Raw genomic sequence first — 16,304 nt, 5'->3', positions numbered from 1 at the left:
CTACTGCGCCTTCTCCAGAATGAAGGTAAAATCAGACTGATTTAAACGGACTTCACCGGGCTTTTGATTCGACGCGTTTGTTTGAAAACTCACGGCATTGCCGTGACAGGCGATGCAACTGGATGAAGCGAGAGGAATTTCTCCCTGACTGTAGGTTTCCAGCGTCGAGTTTGCGAAAAATGTCGGCGCGGGAGAACACGTCATATCCGGCTGTTTTACAAAATCCGTCTTGGGCAATGGTGCGTCGAAACTCTGTGAGTGCAATATCGTGCATCCGAACACGCTCGGCCATTGCGTGCTGAGCAACATGTAGTTCACCCAGACTGTGCCCTTCAGGATGTCGTGAAAAATATCGTTCATATGCTTGGCTGCGTCGGTCAGCGGAGTCTCGCGAACGATCTGGCTCTTGAACGAGTCGTTCTTTCTGAACTTCAGCTGCAGCGCCGGATCGGGATCCCATGGCCGCGGAGGCGTCGCATTCGGAGCCGGACAGTCGTCTTTGCAATTGATACTGAAGAAATTGTACGGGCCATCGAGCTTGCTTGCGGCGACCTCATCCTTGTCCGGGACGTTTTTGACGTGCTCGAACGAGGTCCATATCCACTGCGGACGGCTCGCGGTCTTATGCACCGCATGAAAGCCGATCAGGCCCAATGTTTCAGGCAAACACGGCCGCTTCGCCTTCGGATCGCCCGGTGGCATCAAAACCAGCGCTTTCACCATGTGGAAGTTTCTCGCCTGAATCTCGTCGGGCACGAGAATCTTCCAGGAGACCTTGAGCATGAAGGCACCGAGCGTGCCGTCCGAATTTTGGCCGGGGGGAAAGTCGACCGCCAGGCCGGAATTGGCCATCTGTCCGGCCTTGGTGTTCAGATGATGCAGCATGATGTAGTCGAACATCGGCCGGTTCATCAGGATATCGAAGATGGCGTAATGGCCCTGCTGGTCGATCAACGGGCCGGTCTTGAATGGCTCGTTGAAGCTTTCCTCGATCATCTTGACGACCATTCGCTCGGGCATTTCCTTATGCAGCGCGCGGCACTCATCCGGCATCAGTCGCTCGCGCGCGGCTTCCATCCCGGCTTTGTCATTCGGCCAGTTCGGCGGCTGCATATTGGGCGGCAGCATGACGTCGAGAAGCTGCTTGAAATTGTCCATATCCTCCCATCGGGTCGGCATTTCCGGTTGCGAATGGTCGATGGTGGTCTTTCCACCTGCCGGTGAATTCAGCGCGATGAAAGTCCGCCACGAATAGAAATCGAAAGTCCGCTGAAGATTTTCCAACCCAACGTCCTCGGGTCCCGTCGGGAGCGCTCTGTCCTGACACGGCAAATCCAACGACAGGATCCTGGACTTGTCCTCGTCGCTGACGGGGATAATCCCCGATGGGAGCTGCGGGCCGGCGAGTTTCCCCTTGAATGGGTACCGGATCGCACTTCAGCCTTGGCGTCAGCAGCTTGATTTCAGATGCGGCGGCGGCTGTTTGCGCCGATGCCGGCGCCGAAAAACCGGGCAGCGACATCAGGGCCACGGCAGTTGTGAGTCCAACGACGAACAGACGGGTATCGCGCATGATCGGCATCCCCTTTCGGGCAGGCGGAATCCAGAGCTAATCAAGCAAGGACTTCAGCGGAACCACTTCAGCGAAACCAAATTTGCGATCTGCATCAAAAAAGAATGAATTCGCGCTCTCAAATATTCGAGCAAAATCCCTAGGCTGCGTTTTCAGGTAGAATTAAATCTTACAACTGGAAATTGTCAATACGAAAACCTGACGCAGCGCAGAAGAGGCGCCTTCCGAAGCCGCCATGCGGATCAATGGCGACGCAACTACCGTCACAACAAGACGGTTTGATTACAATCAAACGGGTATGTCGCTTGGTTTTGGCCGCATTTGAGGCGATTTTTAAACTGATCGTCGCTGTCGCCATCAGGTGGGAACTCGTCGAGGCCGCTGATGGCGCTGTTTGTTTAACTTCTTGCGCGCCGATGGGGCCACGCTCGCTGCATCGCCAGATCAGGCGATCTTTGGATGCTCGCTCTCGCGGCCGTCGAGCTGTGGCACGGCGATGCCGGGATCATGCGGCAACAGGTCCTTGCGCATGTATTTGTTGGAGTTGCCGTTGAACAACGTGCCGACCAGCCCGCGGTCGAGATCGCTGGTGCCGAGCAGGGCGTCGCAAATCGGGAATGTGAGATTGAAATTCCGCGTCTGCATGAAGCCGAGCACGTGATGAATGGTGTGCATCCGGCGCACGGTATTGATGAGCGGGATATATCGAAGATAGGGATGCCGCGCGTCGTCGAGATGCGACAGCGTGTGCAGGCCCTCGTACATGAGGTAATAGGCCGCCATCGTGAACACGGTGATGTATCCGGCATTGGCCGAGATCACGATGCCGAGCAGGAATGCCGGCGGCAGCGCGGCCAGCACGAAACCGAGCGGAGCGAAAGGCGGGAACAACAACGCGCGCCACTCCTTGTGGCCGTGATAGGTCAGGTCGTGATGGGTGAAAAACTGGTGATGCACCGTGCAGTGGCGCTTGTAGATCATCTCCAGCCCCTTGACGGGACGGTGCAGGATATAGCGATGCGCGGCCCATTCGATCCAGTTGCCGAACAGCGCGATCGGGATCGCCAGCAGCCATTCGAGGCCGGCGTGGTGGATGCGGTTCCAGCACAGCCACATCGCAACGCCCGTGACCAGCAGCGTAAAGCCGAGGTGGATGGCGCCATGATACCAGGGTGGGGTTTCCGCGACGAATTTGTCGCGGAACAGTTGCTGACGTTGCTGTTCCCGGCGGTCGCGCTCTGAATCCTGAAATACGACATCCATCGTCTCTCTCCCTCATGGCTTTGCTGGCCGGCGTGGTCCGGCGCTTGGTGTTTGAGGGACAGCATAGTCCGCCGCGGACACCTGCGCTTTATTGCAGCGCGGCCGATTTATCATTTCGGATGATTTTTTTGTCTGATGTCGATGGGCCGGGAAAGCGTTGCCCGCAGACGTGGCGCGGCGAAGTCGCAGAAGGCGCGAAGCTTCCGCGGCATCAGGCGGCCGCCGACATAGAGCATATCCACGGACATCGGCTCGGGTTCGAAATCCCGAAGCACGATTTTGAGCTGCCCGGCCGCGATCGCCGCCGGGAGCTGGAACGAGAGGGCGCTGACAATGCCAACCCCCGCGATCGCGGCGTCCAGCGCGGCCTCCGCCGTACTCACGACCAGACGCGAGCGAACCGGTACTTTTATTTCCGACTTTCCGGACCTGAATGTCCAGGTGCCGGGCGACATGAAGCCGCCGATCGTCACGCAATCATGCTTCGCGAGATCGGCCGGCGTTCTGGGAATACCATGCGTGCTAAAGTAGGCGGGGCTGCCGCAAACGACGCGCCGGGTCGAACCCAGATGGATCGCGATCAGGCTGCTGTCGGGTGAGTTGCCGATGCGGATCGCGAGATCGACCTGTTCTTCCATCATATTGACGACGCGATTGGCGAGCAGCAGCTCGACGTTGATGCCTGGATTGGCTTTAAGGAATTCGGCGACGATCGGCAGCACGTGCTGACGTCCCAGGATCAATGACGTGGTGATCACGAGGTCGCCTTTCGGCTCGGAATATTCGCCGGACGCACTGCGTTCGGCCTCGCGCACGTCCTCCAGAATGCGCTTCGACGCCTGCGCATAGGATCGGCCGGCGTCGGTCAAGGAGAGCCGGCGGCCGGACCGATTCAGCAATCGAACGTTCAGATGCGTTTCGAGCTCGACCACTTTGCGGCTGATTGTCGTGAGAGGTTTTCCCAGCCGCCGGCCCGCCGCCGAAAGACTGCCGGTCTCGGCGGCGGCTAACAGGATGGACATGGCTTCAAGACGATCCATTCAACCCCCAACCAAAATCGGAAGGATACCTGCCGATTTTCGCAGCTAGCAGCCAAAATTGGAAGGGTTATGTGCGGTGGACCGGGGGCGGGCGAATCCGCGGGAACAGAGGAAAAGGAGGGACGACATGTTTTCGACGCAAGAGCTTCCGAAGAAGTTTTGCGATGTTCACGGCAAGCGCATGGCCTATGTCGAACTTGGCATCGGGCCGCCGGTTGTGTTCCTTCACGGCAATCCGACGTCGTCCTACATCTGGCGCAACATCATGCCGATGGTGGCGCAAGGCGCCCGCTGTATCGCTCCAGACCTGATCGGAATGGGAGATTCCGAAAAGCTCGGTGGCAGCGATCCCCAGCGTTACGGCTTTCTGCAGCATCGGCGCTATGTCGAGGGCCTGCTCGAAAAACTCGGCATCGCCGACAATGTCGTCCTGGTTGGGCACGACTGGGGCGGGGCTCTGTCGATGGACTGGGCGTGCCGCCACCCGAACGCCATGCGCGGGATCGTCTACTTCGAGACCACCGTGCGGCCACGCAGTTGGGACGAGTTCAATCCGGTTCAACGTGGCTTGTTTGAACGGCTTCGTTCATCCGAGGGCGAGGACATGGTGCTGCAGCAAAACGTCTTTGTCGAAACCCTGCTTCCTCAGTGGATCATTCGCCCGCTGTCCGGCCAGGAAATGAACGCCTATCGCCGGCCGTTCCTCAAACCCGGCGAAGACCGGCGGCCGATGCTGACGTTTCCCCGCGAAATCCTGATCGGTGGAGAACCGGAGCACATGCGTGGGATTGTAGAGGCTTATGCGCATTGGATGGAAACCAGCGATGTCCCGAAGCTGTTCATCAACGGCGATCCCGGCGCCGTCATTTTCGGGAATCTTCGCGATTATTGCCGCACCTGGAACAACCAGCAGGAAGTGACCGTGCGCGGCCGGCATTTCCTGCAGGAAGATTCGCCGCACGAGATCGGGCAGGCGATCGTCGCATGGCTCGGCTCCATCGCGAACCGCCCATCGCAGGCGCCAGCTGACACATACTTCTCCAGAACTTGCTTCTCCAGGACTTGATGTAAACATTCACATATCGCTATTTTTATGGAATGCTGAAACGACGCGACTGGCGCCGGATCGGCCGCCAGGCGTTCGTCTCACGACATGCAAGGGTAAAAAATGGGCGCTGGCACGCAAGCCAATCAGGGCACAATCATTCGGCGCGAAACGGTAGCGGCGAAAGGACGATGGTCTGCGCGTCTCGAACCCGGCCAGACCTTGACGCTGATTGACACCAGGGGCCAGCAGGCGATCGATTTCCTGTGCTACAGCGCCGAATTGCCGCTGGACCGCATCAACCTTCCGAACACCGTCAAGCTGAACAAGTCGCTCTACATTACCAAGGGCTCGAAGATCTATTCGGACCTCGCCCGCGTGATGATGACGGTGCTCGATGATACCTGCGGCTATCACGATACGCTCGCCGGATGCTGTAGCTGCGAGATCGACAAGGTGCGGTACGGCGTCATCAAGACCGAAAGCTGCCGGACGAATTTCATCGCGGAACTTGCCAAATGGGCGCTGGCTCCCTCGGAAATCGTCTCCAACATCAATTTCTTCATGCGGGTGCCATTCACCGCCGAGGGCGACGTCACTATCGCCGAGGGCATCTCCAAAGCCGGCGATTACGTCGTGTTGAGAGCCGAGATGCCGGTCCTCGTGGTCATCTCGAACTGTCCGCAGCAGCACAATCCGGCCGCCGGTTTTGAACCGACGCCGGTTGAGGTGATCGTGGCCGACGCGCCGGAGGTTGGCGGTTAGTCGACGGCCTGGTTCACTGCGGCGGCGCTTTGCTGCGGCGCGGCCGATTTGTCATTTCGGATGATTTTCTGGCCCCGGACACATACCGGTCGTCGGCGATCCGGCGTATCCTTGAAGCTGACTAAACCGGATTTGGATGACCTCCGGTCGGAGATATCAGTTTGACCAGGGCTTTGAGCATCGTGCGGGGCCGCTTTGGACGCGTCGCGCTTCTCGACATGGATACCTCGCTGGTGGACCATGCGCATCCGCATTATCACCTGATCTTCAAGGCGAGCGGCCCGGACCAGAATTTCGTGGTCGAGGGGCAGACAGTTCCGTTGCGAGGCGACACCCTTGTCGCCGTCAATTCGTGGCAGCCGCATGCCTATGTGCATCGCGACGGCGCTGAGCGGACGCTGTTCCTGGCGCTTTATATCGAACCCGGCTGGCTCGCGGATGCGGATCGCAGTTTCGTCCATTGCTCCGAGCCCGGCTTCTTTCCGCGCGCCGGGATCGCGATATCAAGCGAGATCGATCGGCTTCGCGCCGGTGTGGTGCGGCGGATGGCGGATCCTTGCGACCGGCAGGACGAGCTGCGGGAATTGATTCTCGAGCTTTGCCTCAACGTCGCGTACGGGTTTTCGGACTGGCGCGATCGCGCCGCGGGCGTGCACAGGCCGCGCGGACCGCGCGACTATCGCATCGGCCGGGCGCTGCGGCGGATGCGCGAATTGGCGGCCGACGCGGTCGATCTCGATGATTTGGCCAGGGGCTGCGGTCTGTCCCGGCCTCACTTCAATCATCTCTTTCGCAGTTGTACCGGCGTCAGCCCCCGCGTCTATGTCAACGCGCTGCGGGTGGAAACCGCGGTCGGCCGGCTGCGCCAACACGGACACGAAATCGGCAGTATTTCGCAAGATCTGGGCTTCAGTGCCCAGAGTAATTTCACCCGGTTTTTTCAGCAGCACACGGGAACGTCGCCCAACCAGTATCGCCGTGTCATGGCCGATCTCGGCTGATCGTCGCCTGCTCAGCGCCTGACCAGACGCGAGGCTGAGGTTGCCGCCTTGGTCAGATCCTCGGCGATGATGTCCATGACGGCTGCCATCGCCGCCGACACGCTGCGCCGCGGATTTGTCACCCAGGCCACCGAGCGGACGATCGAGGGATTGCGCAGACGACGCGCCTTGATCCGTCCTGCTGACAGGGTCGAATGCAGCACGATGCCGGGCAATACGGTCAGGAGATCCGTGGTCGCGACCACCTCGCAGATCGCCGACAACGTGTCGATCTCTAGCCTGGGTTTCAGGCTGAAACCCGCCTCCGCAGCCGCATCGTCCAATATTCGCCGCAGCCCGTGGCGCCGCGACGGAATCACGAGGTCGAGGCCTTCGAGCCGGTCGAAAGAGATGACCTTGGGCAACGCCAGCCGGTTGCCCGCGCCGTGCGCCAGCAACATCTCTTCATCCAGAATATGCCGCGCGGCCGGCATCAGCCGCGGCGCCGGCGTGTTGACGATGGCGATATCGAGCTGTCCGGCCGTCACCCACTCCAGCATAGTCTCGGAATAGCCTTCGCAGACCAGAAGATGGATTTCGGGATATTTGGCCGCGATCCTCGCCGACGACGCCGGCAGCGTGCTTTGCGCCACTGAGGTGATCATGCCGATGCTGACCCGGCCCGATACCTGGCCGTCGAGTTGCGTGATCTCGTCGCGGACGCGGTCGATGTCCGTCATGATCGGGGTGATGCGCTGCACCAGCGCCTCACCCGCCGGGGTCAGCGACATGCCGCGCGAGGCGCGGTGGAACAGCTGCTTGCCCAGCGACTTCTCCAGCTTGGCGATCTGCATGCTTAGGGCCGGTTGAACGATATTGAGCTGACGGGCGGCGCGGGTGACATTTCCCTCCTGCGCGAGACAGAGGAAATATTGCATCTGCTTGAAATCCATGCCGCTTCTCGCTTTTGGGCCGCAGTTAAGCTATCATTATTGATGATGATAAACATAAAAATCAATTATTTGTTCTGATCCGATTGGACTCTTACGTTTGGGCTTGGCCATGTGACGGCTGATGCTGGTTGCGCTGCAACACAGCGGAACCGCGCTTGATCGTCCGAATTTCCAGTGCTCTGGTCCAAGTGCTCTCGTCGAAGTGCTCTGGCCATTTTCATAGGCTTGGGCAACGCCCCATGGAGGCAATGATGGAACCAGGCCGGGCTAAACCCGCGACCGCCCGCAACTGGCAGCATCCGGATTTGCGGAGCTGGCTGCAGCGGCTGGTAGCGACCGATCGGCTGGTGGTCGCTCGCGAGGGTGTTTCGCTGATCGACGAATTGGCGGCGGTGGCCAAGAAGCTTGAACTGGAAAGCGCCGTGCTGTTCCCCAAGCCGGGCCAGCACGACATTCCCGTGGTCGCCAATCTGTTCGCCGACCGCGGCTGGATCGCCGATTCCCTCGGCGTTCCCAGTGGTGAACTGTTGTCCCGTTTCCAGAATGCCGTCCGTCATCCGCTGCCGTGGATCGAGGTGGCGGCGGCGCCGGTGCAGGACGTCGTCCATCGCGACGTCGATCTGCTGCGGCAATTGCCAATTCCAAAGCACAACGAACTCGACAGCGGCCCCTATATTACGGCGGCGCTCTTGATCGCTCGCAATCCAGTGACCGGCATTCAGAATGTTTCGATTCACCGCTGCCAGGTCAGCGGCCCCGATCGCATTGGCGTGCTGCTGCTGCCGCGGCACACGCGGCACTATTTCCGGATGGCCGAGGAGGCCGGCGAGGCGCTGGAGATCGCGCTGGTCATCGGCGTGCATCCGGCCTGCATTCTGGCATCGCAGGCCATCGCCGCGCTCGATGATGACGAAATGGAAATCGCTGGAGCGCTGCTCGGTCAGCCCATCGAAATGGTCAAATGCCGGACCAACGCGGTTCGCGTGCCCGCCCACGCCGAGATCGTGATCGAAGGCCGGATCCTCCCTAAGGTTCGCGAACCGGAGGGGCCGTTTGGCGAGTTTCCGCAATATTATGGTCCTCGTGCCGACCGCGAAGTCATTCATGTCGACGCGATCACGCATCGCAAGAATCCGATTTTTCACACCATCGTCGGCGGCGGCGTCGAGCATCTTCTGCTCGGCGGGATTCCCCGCGAAGCAACGCTATTGGAACATCTGCAACGCAGCTTTCCCTCGGTGCGCGACGTCCGCCTGACCCGCGGCGGCACCTGCCGCTATCACCTCGCGGTCAAGATCGACAAGGCGAGCCAAGGCGAGCCGAAGAACATCATCATGGGTGCGTTCGGCGGTCACTACGACATCAAGCAGGTGGTGGTGGTCGACATGGATGTCGATATCGATGACCCCAACGAGATCGAATGGGCGATTGCGACGCGCTTCCAGGCCGATCGTGATCTCGTCGTCGTCTCCGGTGCCCAGGGCTCGAAGCTCGATCCGTCTTCGGCGGATGGCATCAGCGCCAAAATGGGCATCGACGCGACCAAGCCGCTCTCAACCGAGCCGATGGAATTCAAGCGCATCCATGTGAAGGGCATCGAAAATATCGATCTCGCTCGCGAGATTCAGGATGATTCCAAGGCCGCCTTTGCGCGGATCGTCGCGAGCTGAGGAAAATCGAGCGGTTCAATTAAAAAAAACGCTGGCCAAGCCGGCGAACGTGTAACGGGGAAATGAGATAGACGGCCGCGCGCCCTGAGTTGGCGCGCCCGTCTCAATCTGGGAGAGATGGCTATGTCGACAGCGTTGCGTATCGCGCACGGAGCGTTTGGCCGGGTCGCGCTTCTCGATATGGACTGGTCGCTGGTGCGCCACGCGCACCCGCATTGCCATGTATTGTTGAAGGTCGAGGGCGCGGACACCCAGTTTGTCGTCGGCGACAAGGTCTACCCGCTCACCAACCAGACCGCCGTGCTGGTCAATGGCTGGCAGCCGCATGCCTACGTCCATGATCCCGCGCGGCCGCGTACCGTCATTCTGGCGCTGTATATCGAACCGGAATGGCTGAAGGCGTTCCGGCCGGGCTGGGCCGCGAGCGGCGCGCCTGGCTTTTTCACCCATCCCTCCGGCGATGTCTCGCCGCGCATCCGTGGCCTCGCGATGAATCTCGCGGCCGATATGATGGCGCGTCCGGACGCACGGGCCGCCCACGAAGCGATGCTATCCGATTTGATGATCGCGGTGATCGAGCGCTTCACGCCGTGGCGCAGTTTTCCGGCTTCGATCCGGGAAATGAACGTTCGCTCGGGTGACTGGCGCATCCGCAAGGTGGCGGCCTCGATGCGGACCGAAACGCGACACGTCGGGCTCGATGCCGTGGCAAAGGAAGCGGGTCTGTCGCGGTCGCATTTGTTCCGGTTGTTCGAATCCTCGATCGGCGTGCCACCGAAGGTTTACCAGAACGTCGTGCGCATGGAGCAGGCGGTCGATGCGGTGCTCAATCGAACCGCAAGCCTGTGCGACATCAGCCAAACGCTCGGCTTTGCCGCTCCGGCTCATTTCACGCGCTTTTTCCGTAATCATGCCGGGGTCAGTCCGCGCGAGTTCCGAAACGTCTCCCGTCTCGCCAGTTGATGCTGCATTGCAACCGCGAAAATGAGACGGGATGGTAAGTTTTGAGATCGGACGGTATGGCCGCAACGGGCGACGCGGTTAGATAACTTCTCCTGACGCATCCAGAATGCGCGGGAGGATTTTTCGGGATGGCGGAAGCCGCCAGCCACGCATTTGCCGGCAAGGAATCCCTGGGTAGCAAGGATTTGGCCAGCAAAGAACAAGGCTCGGCGTGGGTCGGGCAGTCGATTCCGCGCGTCGAGGATTCGGCGCTGCTGACCGGACGCGGCCGCTTCATCGACGATATCGGCGTTCATGCGAGTACGCTCCACGCCGCGATCCTGCGTTCGCCGCACGCGCATGCGGATATCGTCTCCATCGAAACCTCCGCTGCCAAACGTGCCCAAGGCGTCGTCGCCGTGCTTGACGGCGATGATGTCAAGGCGCTCACCTCCAGCCTTGTGGTCGGCGTCAAGGCGCCAGTGGAATGCTGGCCGATCGCGGTCGGGCGGGTGCGCTATGTCGGCGAACCCGTTGCCGTCGTCGTTGCCACCGATCGCTATCTGGCCGAAGACGCCGTTGATCTGATCGAGGTGCAGTACCAGGCGCGGCCCGCGGTGATCGATCCGCTTGCCGCGCTGAGCGCGGATGCACCGGTGCTGCACGACGGCTTCAAGGGCAACGTCGCCAGCGACCGGACCTTTCGTTATGGCAACCCCGAGCAGGCCTTTGCGTCGGCGGCGCATCGGATCAGTATCGATATCCGCTATCCCCGCAATTCATGCACGCCGATCGAGACCTATGGCCTGGTCGCCGACTATGATCCGGGCGAGGACGCCTACGATGTGCTCGCCAATTTCCAGGGCCCCTTCAGCATCCATGCGGTACTGTCCCGCGCGCTGAAAGTTCCCGGCAATCGGCTGCGATTGCGAACGCCGCCGGATTCCGGCGGCAGTTTTGGGGTCAAGCAGGGGATATTCCCCTATATCGTCCTGATTGCCGCGGCCGCGCGCGCGGCGGGGCGTCCCGTCAAATGGATCGAGGACCGGCTCGAACACCTGACCGCCTCGGTTTCCGCCACCAACCGGGCCACGACGCTGCATGCTGCCGTGGCCGATGACGGCCGTATCCTCGCGCTCGATTGGGACCAGGTCGAGGATTGCGGCGCGCATCTGCGCGCGCCGGAGCCGGCGACATTGTATCGCATGCACGGCAATCTGACCGGTGCCTATGACATCCGCCATCTCGCGGTTCGTAATCGCGTCGTCGTCACCAACAAGACGCCGACCGGATTGAACCGTGGCTTCGGCGGCCCGCAAGTCTACTTCGCGCTTGAGCGCCTGGTTCAGCGCATCGCGGTCGAGCTTGACCTCGATCCGCTGGATGTGATCACCCGCAACCTCGTTCCCGCCGATGCGTTTCCGTACCGAACCGCGAGCGGCGCGTTGCTCGACTCCGGAAATTACCAGGAGGCGATCAGGCGCGGCGTCAACGAAGGCAAGCTGGCGGAGCTCAAATCGCGCCGTGACGCGGCGCGCGCGCAGGGGCGTCTCTACGGTATCGGCTTTACGGCGGTGGTCGAGCCCAGTGTATCCAACATGGGTTACATCACGACCGTGCTCACTCCGGCCGAGCGCCGCAAGGCGGGGCCGAAGAACGGCGCCCAGGCCACCGCGACGGTCGCGATCGATCCGGTCGGCAGCGTCACCGTGCACGTCGCCTCAGTGCCGCAAGGGCAGGGCCATCGCACCGTTTTGTCGCAGGTGGTGGCTGATGTCTTCGGTCTCACGCCCGGCGATGTCAGGGTCAACACCGAAATCGATACCGCCAAGGACGCCTGGTCGATCGCGTCAGGCAATTACGCCAGCCGCTTCGCGCCGGCCGTTGCCGGCACCGCCAAGCTCGCCGCCGAGCGCATCGCGACAAAACTCGCGCGCATCGCCGCAAGCCAGTTGAACACCGAAGCTGACGATATCGTCTTTGCCGGCGGCCAGGTCAGATCGAAGCGCAATCCCGACAATAAAGTATCGTTCTCACGGGTAGCGGGCCTGAGCCACTGGTCGCCGGGCGCGCTGCCCGACGGCGTCGGACAAACCATTCGCGAAACCGTTTTCTGGAGTCCGCCGGAACTCACCGCGCCCGACGACGACGACCATATCAATTCTTCGCTCTGCCATGGCTTCATCTTTGACTTTTGCGGCGTCGAGATCGATCGCACCACGCTGCAGACGCGGATCGACCGCTACGTCACCATGCACGATTGCGGGACCATCCTGCATCCGGCCATGGTCGACGGCCAGGTTCGCGGCGGCTTCGCGCAGGCAGTCGGTGCTGCGCTCTATGAAGAATACGCCTATGGCCCCGACGGCAGTTTTCTGACCGGGACTTTTGCCGACTATCTGCTGCCGACCACGGCGGAAATACCTGACCCGCTCATTCTCCATATGCAGACGCCGTCACCGGTCACGCCACTGGGCGCCAAGGGTGTCGGCGAGGGCAATTGCATGTCGACGCCGGTCTGTATCGCCAATGCCGTCGCCGACGCACTCGGCGTGAAAGACATCACGTTGCCGCTGGTGCCGGCCAAACTCGCGCAGATCGTGCGCGGCGAAGAACCCGCGCCACCGGTGGGCCGCGCGAGCGGGGCTATCCAGAAGCAGGGTGGCGACCGGCGCCTGCATGGCGAAGGCGAGGCTGTAGTCGGCGCACCAGCCGAGCGGGTCTGGGCGATGCTGCTCGACCCCGAGACGCTGCGGGCCGTGATCCCCGGCTGCCACAGCGTTCAGAAAATATCGGACACGCATTTCCGCGCCGATGTGACCATCGGCATCGGTCCCGTCAAAGGACGCTATCGTGCTGACGTGACATTGTCGGACCTCGATCCGCCGCGTGCGGTCACGCTCGGGGGATCAGCCGAAGGCGCGCTCGGATTTGGCGGCGGCGAAGGACGCATTACGCTCGTTCCGACCGGGAATGGCGGCACATCGATTCGCTACGTCTACGAGGCAGCGATCGGCGGCAAGGTGGCGAGCATCGGCGGCCGCCTGCTCGATGGCGCCGCGCGGGTGATCATCGGGCAATTTTTCGCGGCGCTGGCGCGGCAGGCGGGCGGCGGCGCAGCCGATTCATCGCCTTCGTCCCTGCTGTTGAAACTGCGCCGTTGGTTCGGAGGGCCGCGATGAAGCCTGCCGCATTCGACTATGTCAGGGCGCAACATCTCGACGAAGCGCTCGAGGTGCTGGATCGCGAAGGCACCGACGCCCGCATCGTGGCGGGCGGGCAATCGCTGATGGCGATGCTCAACATGCGTCTCGCCAGGCCCAGGACGCTGATCGATATCATGCGGCTGCAGGACTTGGCTCGCATCGAACGCAAGGGCGACGCGATCATGATCGGGGCCGGTGTCCGCCAGGCCGCGCTGCTGGCGTGGCCTGATCTTGGCGGCAGCCTGCCGCTGGTCGCGCTGGCATTGCCGTGGACCGGCCATGTGCAGACCCGAAGCAGGGGAACGGTCTGCGGATCGATCGCGCATGCCGATCCCAGCGCCGAGTTGCCGCTGGTGCTGCGGGCGCTCGGCGGCGAGGTGCATCTGCGCAGCGCCAAAAAGCGCCGGCGGGTGGCGGCCAAGGATTTCTTCGCCGGCATGATGGCGACGACGCGCACCGACGACGAATTGATCGAAGCGATATCGCTTCCGGCCGCCGCGAGACGCTGTGCCTTCCGTGAGGTGGCGCGTCGTCACGGCGACTTCGCTATTGTCGCCTGCGCGGCCGTGGCAACGGCTGATGGGGTCCGCCTCGCTGTCGGCGGCGTCGCGGATATGCCGGCGGCGCGCGATTTTCCGCGTCTCGAAGGTAGCGCGCTCGACGACGCGCTGAATGAATTCGCCTACGAGCTTAACGCCCGCGACGATGTCCACGCGACGGCGCGCTATCGCCGCGACCTCGTGCGCATGATCGGCCGCGATCTGATGCGGGAGGTGCTGCCATGAGCCGATTGCAGGCCGGCCGGCGACACGATGTCCGCTTCACGCTGAACGGCAAGCCATGCGCCGGCGAGGCCGAGCCGCGGCTGCTGCTGACGGATTTTCTGCGGCATCAGATTGGGGTGACCGGCACCCATGTCGGCTGCGAGCATGGCGTGTGCGGCGCCTGTACCGTCGAGATCGACGGCCAGCCGGCGCGGGCCTGCCTCACGCTCGCGGTGCAGATCGACGGCTGTGAAATCCGCACCGTGGAAAGCCTCGCGCCGTCGGCGGGGAGTCTTGGCGTCTTGCAAGCGGCGTTCAAGCGCAATCACGCGCTGCAGTGCGGCTTCTGTACCGCCGGGATCCTGATGTCGCTCGACAGCTTCCTGCGCGAACATCCACGGCCGGATGAGGAGAGCATCCGCGATTTGTTGAGCGGTCATTTGTGCCGATGCACCGGCTATGCGCCGATCGTGCGTGCGGCGCTGGAGGCCGCGGCGGAATTGGCGGATCAGAGCAGAGAGAAAACAGATGCTTGATCTTGGAACAAGCTTTGTCGCCAGCGTGGCGCGTGATCCCAATGCGCCCGCGATCGTCGATGACGGCATTCGACTGACCTACGCGCAGTGGTACGCACGGATCTCGTCGCTGGTCGCGTCGTTCGACCGCATCGGCCTCAAGCCCGGCGATCACCTGGTCACGATGCTGCAGAATTGCGAGGCGGCCGCCACCTTGCATTGGGCCTGTCAACTGGCCGGCATCGTGATCACGCCGGTGAACTGGCGCGCCAAGGCGGACGAACTCGATTTCTGCATCGAAGATTCCGAATCTTGCGCCGTCGTATACCAGGATGTGTCGGCGCAGACCGTTGAACAGTCAAAGCGCGCGCGCCATTTGCCGCGAATTTATGCGGGCGGCGGCGATGCGGCCGACGCCTTCCTGTTCGACCGCATGGTCGCGGAACTGGCCGTTGACGTGACGCCGCGCGTCAGCGCCGAAGCCTGGTCGATCATGCTCTACACCTCCGGCACCACATCGAGGCCGAAGGGCGTGCCGCGGCGTCACCGCGCCGAACGGTCCGCCGGCATCGCCCATGTGGCGCAAAATCTGTACCGGCGGGGCGAGTGCACGCTCGGCGTGATGCCGCTCTATCACACCATGGGCGTTCGCTCGCTGATCGCGATGTCGCTGATCGGCGGCACCTTCGTCTGTCTGCCGCGCTACGACACCGCGCGGGCGCTGGCGCTGATCGAAGCTGAGAAGATCAGCAATCTCTATCTGGTGCCGACGCTCTATCACGATCTCGTGCATGCAAGGGAGTTCGGATCGACCGACGTATCGAGTGTGCGAAAACTCGGCTTTGCCGGCGCGTCGATGACCGACGGATTGTTGAAGACGCTGAACGAGGCGTTCCGGCCCGAGCTGTTCGTGAATCACTACGGCAGTTCGGAGATTTACACTTTCACCATCGACCAGAACGCGCCGGCCAAGCCCGGTTCGGCCGGCAAGGCCGGCATCAATCAGCAAATAAGGGTGGTGAGGCTGAACGCCCGATCGGCGGCAGAATTGGCGTCTCCTAATGAAGAGGGCGAAATCGTCGCGCTGCTGGCCGGCGATGAATCGTTCGAGGGTTACTGGCGCCGCCCCGAGGCGGACGCCAAATCGCTGCGCGACGGCTGGTATTTCACCGGCGACACTGGTTTTGTCGATCGCGACGGCGATCTGTTCGTCACCGGCCGTGTCGACGACATGATCATTACCGGAGGCGAGAACGTCTCGCCGGTCGAAATCGAAAGCTGCCTTTCGCTGCACCCGGCCGTGCTTGAAGTCGCCGTCGTCGGTCTGGCCGACGAGAAGTGGGGCAAGGTCGTCACGGCGTTCGTGAAACGCAGGGGTCCCGTCACCGAGCAGGATCTCGAGCAGTTCTGCAGGACGTCCGGATTGGCGAACTTCAAACGGCCCCGGCGCTTCGTGTTTGTCGATGCCCTGCCGAAATCTCCGGTCGGAAAGCTGCTGCGCCGCCTGCTCGTCGCCGGCGACTACCAGCGCGAACACACCCCGCCATCCAGCGCGGCGTAACAACTCCCGAGAAAGCAAGAAAGGAAA

Annotated in this window: 14 protein-coding genes; 10 read left to right on the top strand and 4 right to left on the bottom strand. The window is 61.9% G+C overall.

Translation table 11 applies throughout. From position 1 onward, the window contains the following. Entirely contained in the window at positions 1 to 900 is a 900-nt protein-coding gene (locus ABR948_RS10630; RefSeq protein WP_428116898.1) for a hypothetical protein, read from the bottom strand. Here ABR948_RS10630 and ABR948_RS10625 point away from each other — a divergent pair. Then, positions 874 to 1,224: a hypothetical protein gene (locus ABR948_RS10625; protein WP_428116895.1), complete on the top strand. Its 351-nt coding sequence runs from the start codon at positions 874 to 876 to the stop codon at positions 1,222 to 1,224. The genes ABR948_RS10630 and ABR948_RS10625 overlap by 27 nt on opposite strands. Positions 1,225 to 2,017: 793 nt before the next feature. Here ABR948_RS10625 and ABR948_RS10620 read toward each other — a convergent pair. Next, positions 2,018 to 2,836, bottom strand: a complete 819-nt coding sequence (locus tag ABR948_RS10620; RefSeq protein ID WP_428116892.1) for a sterol desaturase family protein — start codon at positions 2,834 to 2,836, stop codon at positions 2,018 to 2,020. Between the two features lie 110 nt (positions 2,837 to 2,946). After that, the gene (locus ABR948_RS10615) at positions 2,947 to 3,876 is read right to left on the bottom strand and encodes a LysR family transcriptional regulator (RefSeq protein WP_428116889.1); all 930 of its coding nucleotides are present in this window, start codon (positions 3,874 to 3,876) and stop codon (positions 2,947 to 2,949) included. A 127-nt stretch (positions 3,877 to 4,003) separates the two neighbouring features. Between ABR948_RS10615 and ABR948_RS10610 the strand changes: the two genes are divergently transcribed. The 3 genes from ABR948_RS10610 (at position 4,004) to ABR948_RS10600 (ending at position 6,687) form a co-directional block, all read left to right on the top strand. After that, the gene (locus ABR948_RS10610; RefSeq protein WP_428116886.1) at positions 4,004 to 4,942 is read left to right on the top strand and encodes a haloalkane dehalogenase; all 939 of its coding nucleotides are present in this window, start codon (positions 4,004 to 4,006) and stop codon (positions 4,940 to 4,942) included. A gap of 102 nt (positions 4,943 to 5,044) precedes the next feature. Continuing rightward, a complete protein-coding gene (locus ABR948_RS10605) occupies positions 5,045 to 5,686 on the top strand; it encodes a DUF1989 domain-containing protein (protein ID WP_428116883.1) in 642 nt (213 codons plus the stop codon). Between the two features lie 161 nt (positions 5,687 to 5,847). Beyond that, positions 5,848 to 6,687, top strand: coding sequence for a helix-turn-helix domain-containing protein (locus tag ABR948_RS10600; RefSeq protein ID WP_428116880.1), 840 nt, complete (start codon positions 5,848 to 5,850; stop codon positions 6,685 to 6,687). 11 nt (positions 6,688 to 6,698) lie between these two features. On the opposite strand, the gene ABR948_RS10595 is transcribed toward ABR948_RS10600, so the two are convergent. Then, complete coding sequence (locus tag ABR948_RS10595) at positions 6,699 to 7,619, bottom strand: LysR family transcriptional regulator (protein WP_428116878.1); 921 nt, start codon at positions 7,617 to 7,619, stop codon at positions 6,699 to 6,701. A gap of 251 nt (positions 7,620 to 7,870) precedes the next feature. Here ABR948_RS10595 and ABR948_RS10590 point away from each other — a divergent pair, with 251 nt between their 5' ends. The 6 genes from ABR948_RS10590 to ABR948_RS10565 all read left to right on the top strand — a co-directional run bounded on the left by ABR948_RS10590 (position 7,871) and on the right by ABR948_RS10565 (position 16,277). After that, complete coding sequence (locus tag ABR948_RS10590; protein WP_428116875.1) at positions 7,871 to 9,289, top strand: UbiD family decarboxylase; 1,419 nt, start codon at positions 7,871 to 7,873, stop codon at positions 9,287 to 9,289. A gap of 123 nt (positions 9,290 to 9,412) precedes the next feature. After that, positions 9,413 to 10,252, top strand: coding sequence for an AraC family transcriptional regulator (locus ABR948_RS10585; protein WP_428116873.1), 840 nt, complete (start codon positions 9,413 to 9,415; stop codon positions 10,250 to 10,252). A gap of 128 nt (positions 10,253 to 10,380) precedes the next feature. Then, complete coding sequence (locus ABR948_RS10580; protein WP_428116870.1) at positions 10,381 to 13,413, top strand: xanthine dehydrogenase family protein molybdopterin-binding subunit; 3,033 nt, start codon at positions 10,381 to 10,383, stop codon at positions 13,411 to 13,413. After that, positions 13,410 to 14,222 carry an FAD binding domain-containing protein gene (locus tag ABR948_RS10575; RefSeq protein ID WP_428116867.1) on the top strand — a complete coding sequence of 271 codons (813 nt, stop codon included), beginning with the start codon at positions 13,410 to 13,412 and terminating at the stop codon, positions 14,220 to 14,222. The genes ABR948_RS10580 and ABR948_RS10575 overlap by 4 nt, the downstream gene beginning before the upstream one ends. Beyond that, the gene (locus ABR948_RS10570) at positions 14,219 to 14,737 is read left to right on the top strand and encodes a (2Fe-2S)-binding protein (RefSeq protein WP_428116865.1); all 519 of its coding nucleotides are present in this window, start codon (positions 14,219 to 14,221) and stop codon (positions 14,735 to 14,737) included. Before ABR948_RS10575 ends, ABR948_RS10570 begins: the two co-directional genes overlap by 4 nt. After that, the gene (locus tag ABR948_RS10565) at positions 14,730 to 16,277 is read left to right on the top strand and encodes an AMP-binding protein (protein ID WP_428116862.1); all 1,548 of its coding nucleotides are present in this window, start codon (positions 14,730 to 14,732) and stop codon (positions 16,275 to 16,277) included. Before ABR948_RS10570 ends, ABR948_RS10565 begins: the two co-directional genes overlap by 8 nt. The last annotated feature ends 27 nt before the right edge of the window (positions 16,278 to 16,304 follow it).

It is taken from the genome of Bradyrhizobium sp., from assembly GCF_050014615.1.
In the GTDB taxonomy this organism is placed as follows: domain Bacteria; phylum Pseudomonadota; class Alphaproteobacteria; order Rhizobiales; family Xanthobacteraceae; genus Bradyrhizobium.
The sequence above is the reverse complement of the archived record's forward strand: the minus strand, read 5'-3'. Positions and strand labels throughout refer to the sequence as shown.

What these genes read in the sequence shown, in the direction of transcription:
- ABR948_RS10585 (WP_428116873.1), top strand. Translation starts at nt 9,413, where the DNA reads ATGTCGACAGCGTTGCGTATCGCGCACGGAGCGTTTGGCCGGGTCGCG.
- ABR948_RS10595 (WP_428116878.1), bottom strand. Translation starts at nt 7,619, where the DNA reads ATGGATTTCAAGCAGATGCAATATTTCCTCTGTCTCGCGCAGGAGGGA.
- ABR948_RS10625 (WP_428116895.1), top strand. Translation starts at nt 874, where the DNA reads ATGATGCAGCATGATGTAGTCGAACATCGGCCGGTTCATCAGGATATC.
- ABR948_RS10615 (WP_428116889.1), bottom strand. Translation starts at nt 3,876, where the DNA reads ATGGATCGTCTTGAAGCCATGTCCATCCTGTTAGCCGCCGCCGAGACC.
- ABR948_RS10620 (WP_428116892.1), bottom strand. Translation starts at nt 2,836, where the DNA reads ATGGATGTCGTATTTCAGGATTCAGAGCGCGACCGCCGGGAACAGCAA.
- ABR948_RS10610 (WP_428116886.1), top strand. Translation starts at nt 4,004, where the DNA reads ATGTTTTCGACGCAAGAGCTTCCGAAGAAGTTTTGCGATGTTCACGGC.
- ABR948_RS10590 (WP_428116875.1), top strand. Translation starts at nt 7,871, where the DNA reads ATGGAACCAGGCCGGGCTAAACCCGCGACCGCCCGCAACTGGCAGCAT.
- ABR948_RS10565 (WP_428116862.1), top strand. Translation starts at nt 14,730, where the DNA reads ATGCTTGATCTTGGAACAAGCTTTGTCGCCAGCGTGGCGCGTGATCCC.
- ABR948_RS10605 (WP_428116883.1), top strand. Translation starts at nt 5,045, where the DNA reads ATGGGCGCTGGCACGCAAGCCAATCAGGGCACAATCATTCGGCGCGAA.
- ABR948_RS10580 (WP_428116870.1), top strand. Translation starts at nt 10,381, where the DNA reads ATGGCGGAAGCCGCCAGCCACGCATTTGCCGGCAAGGAATCCCTGGGT.
- ABR948_RS10570 (WP_428116865.1), top strand. Translation starts at nt 14,219, where the DNA reads ATGAGCCGATTGCAGGCCGGCCGGCGACACGATGTCCGCTTCACGCTG.
- ABR948_RS10630 (WP_428116898.1), bottom strand. Translation starts at nt 900, where the DNA reads ATGTTCGACTACATCATGCTGCATCATCTGAACACCAAGGCCGGACAG.
- ABR948_RS10575 (WP_428116867.1), top strand. Translation starts at nt 13,410, where the DNA reads ATGAAGCCTGCCGCATTCGACTATGTCAGGGCGCAACATCTCGACGAA.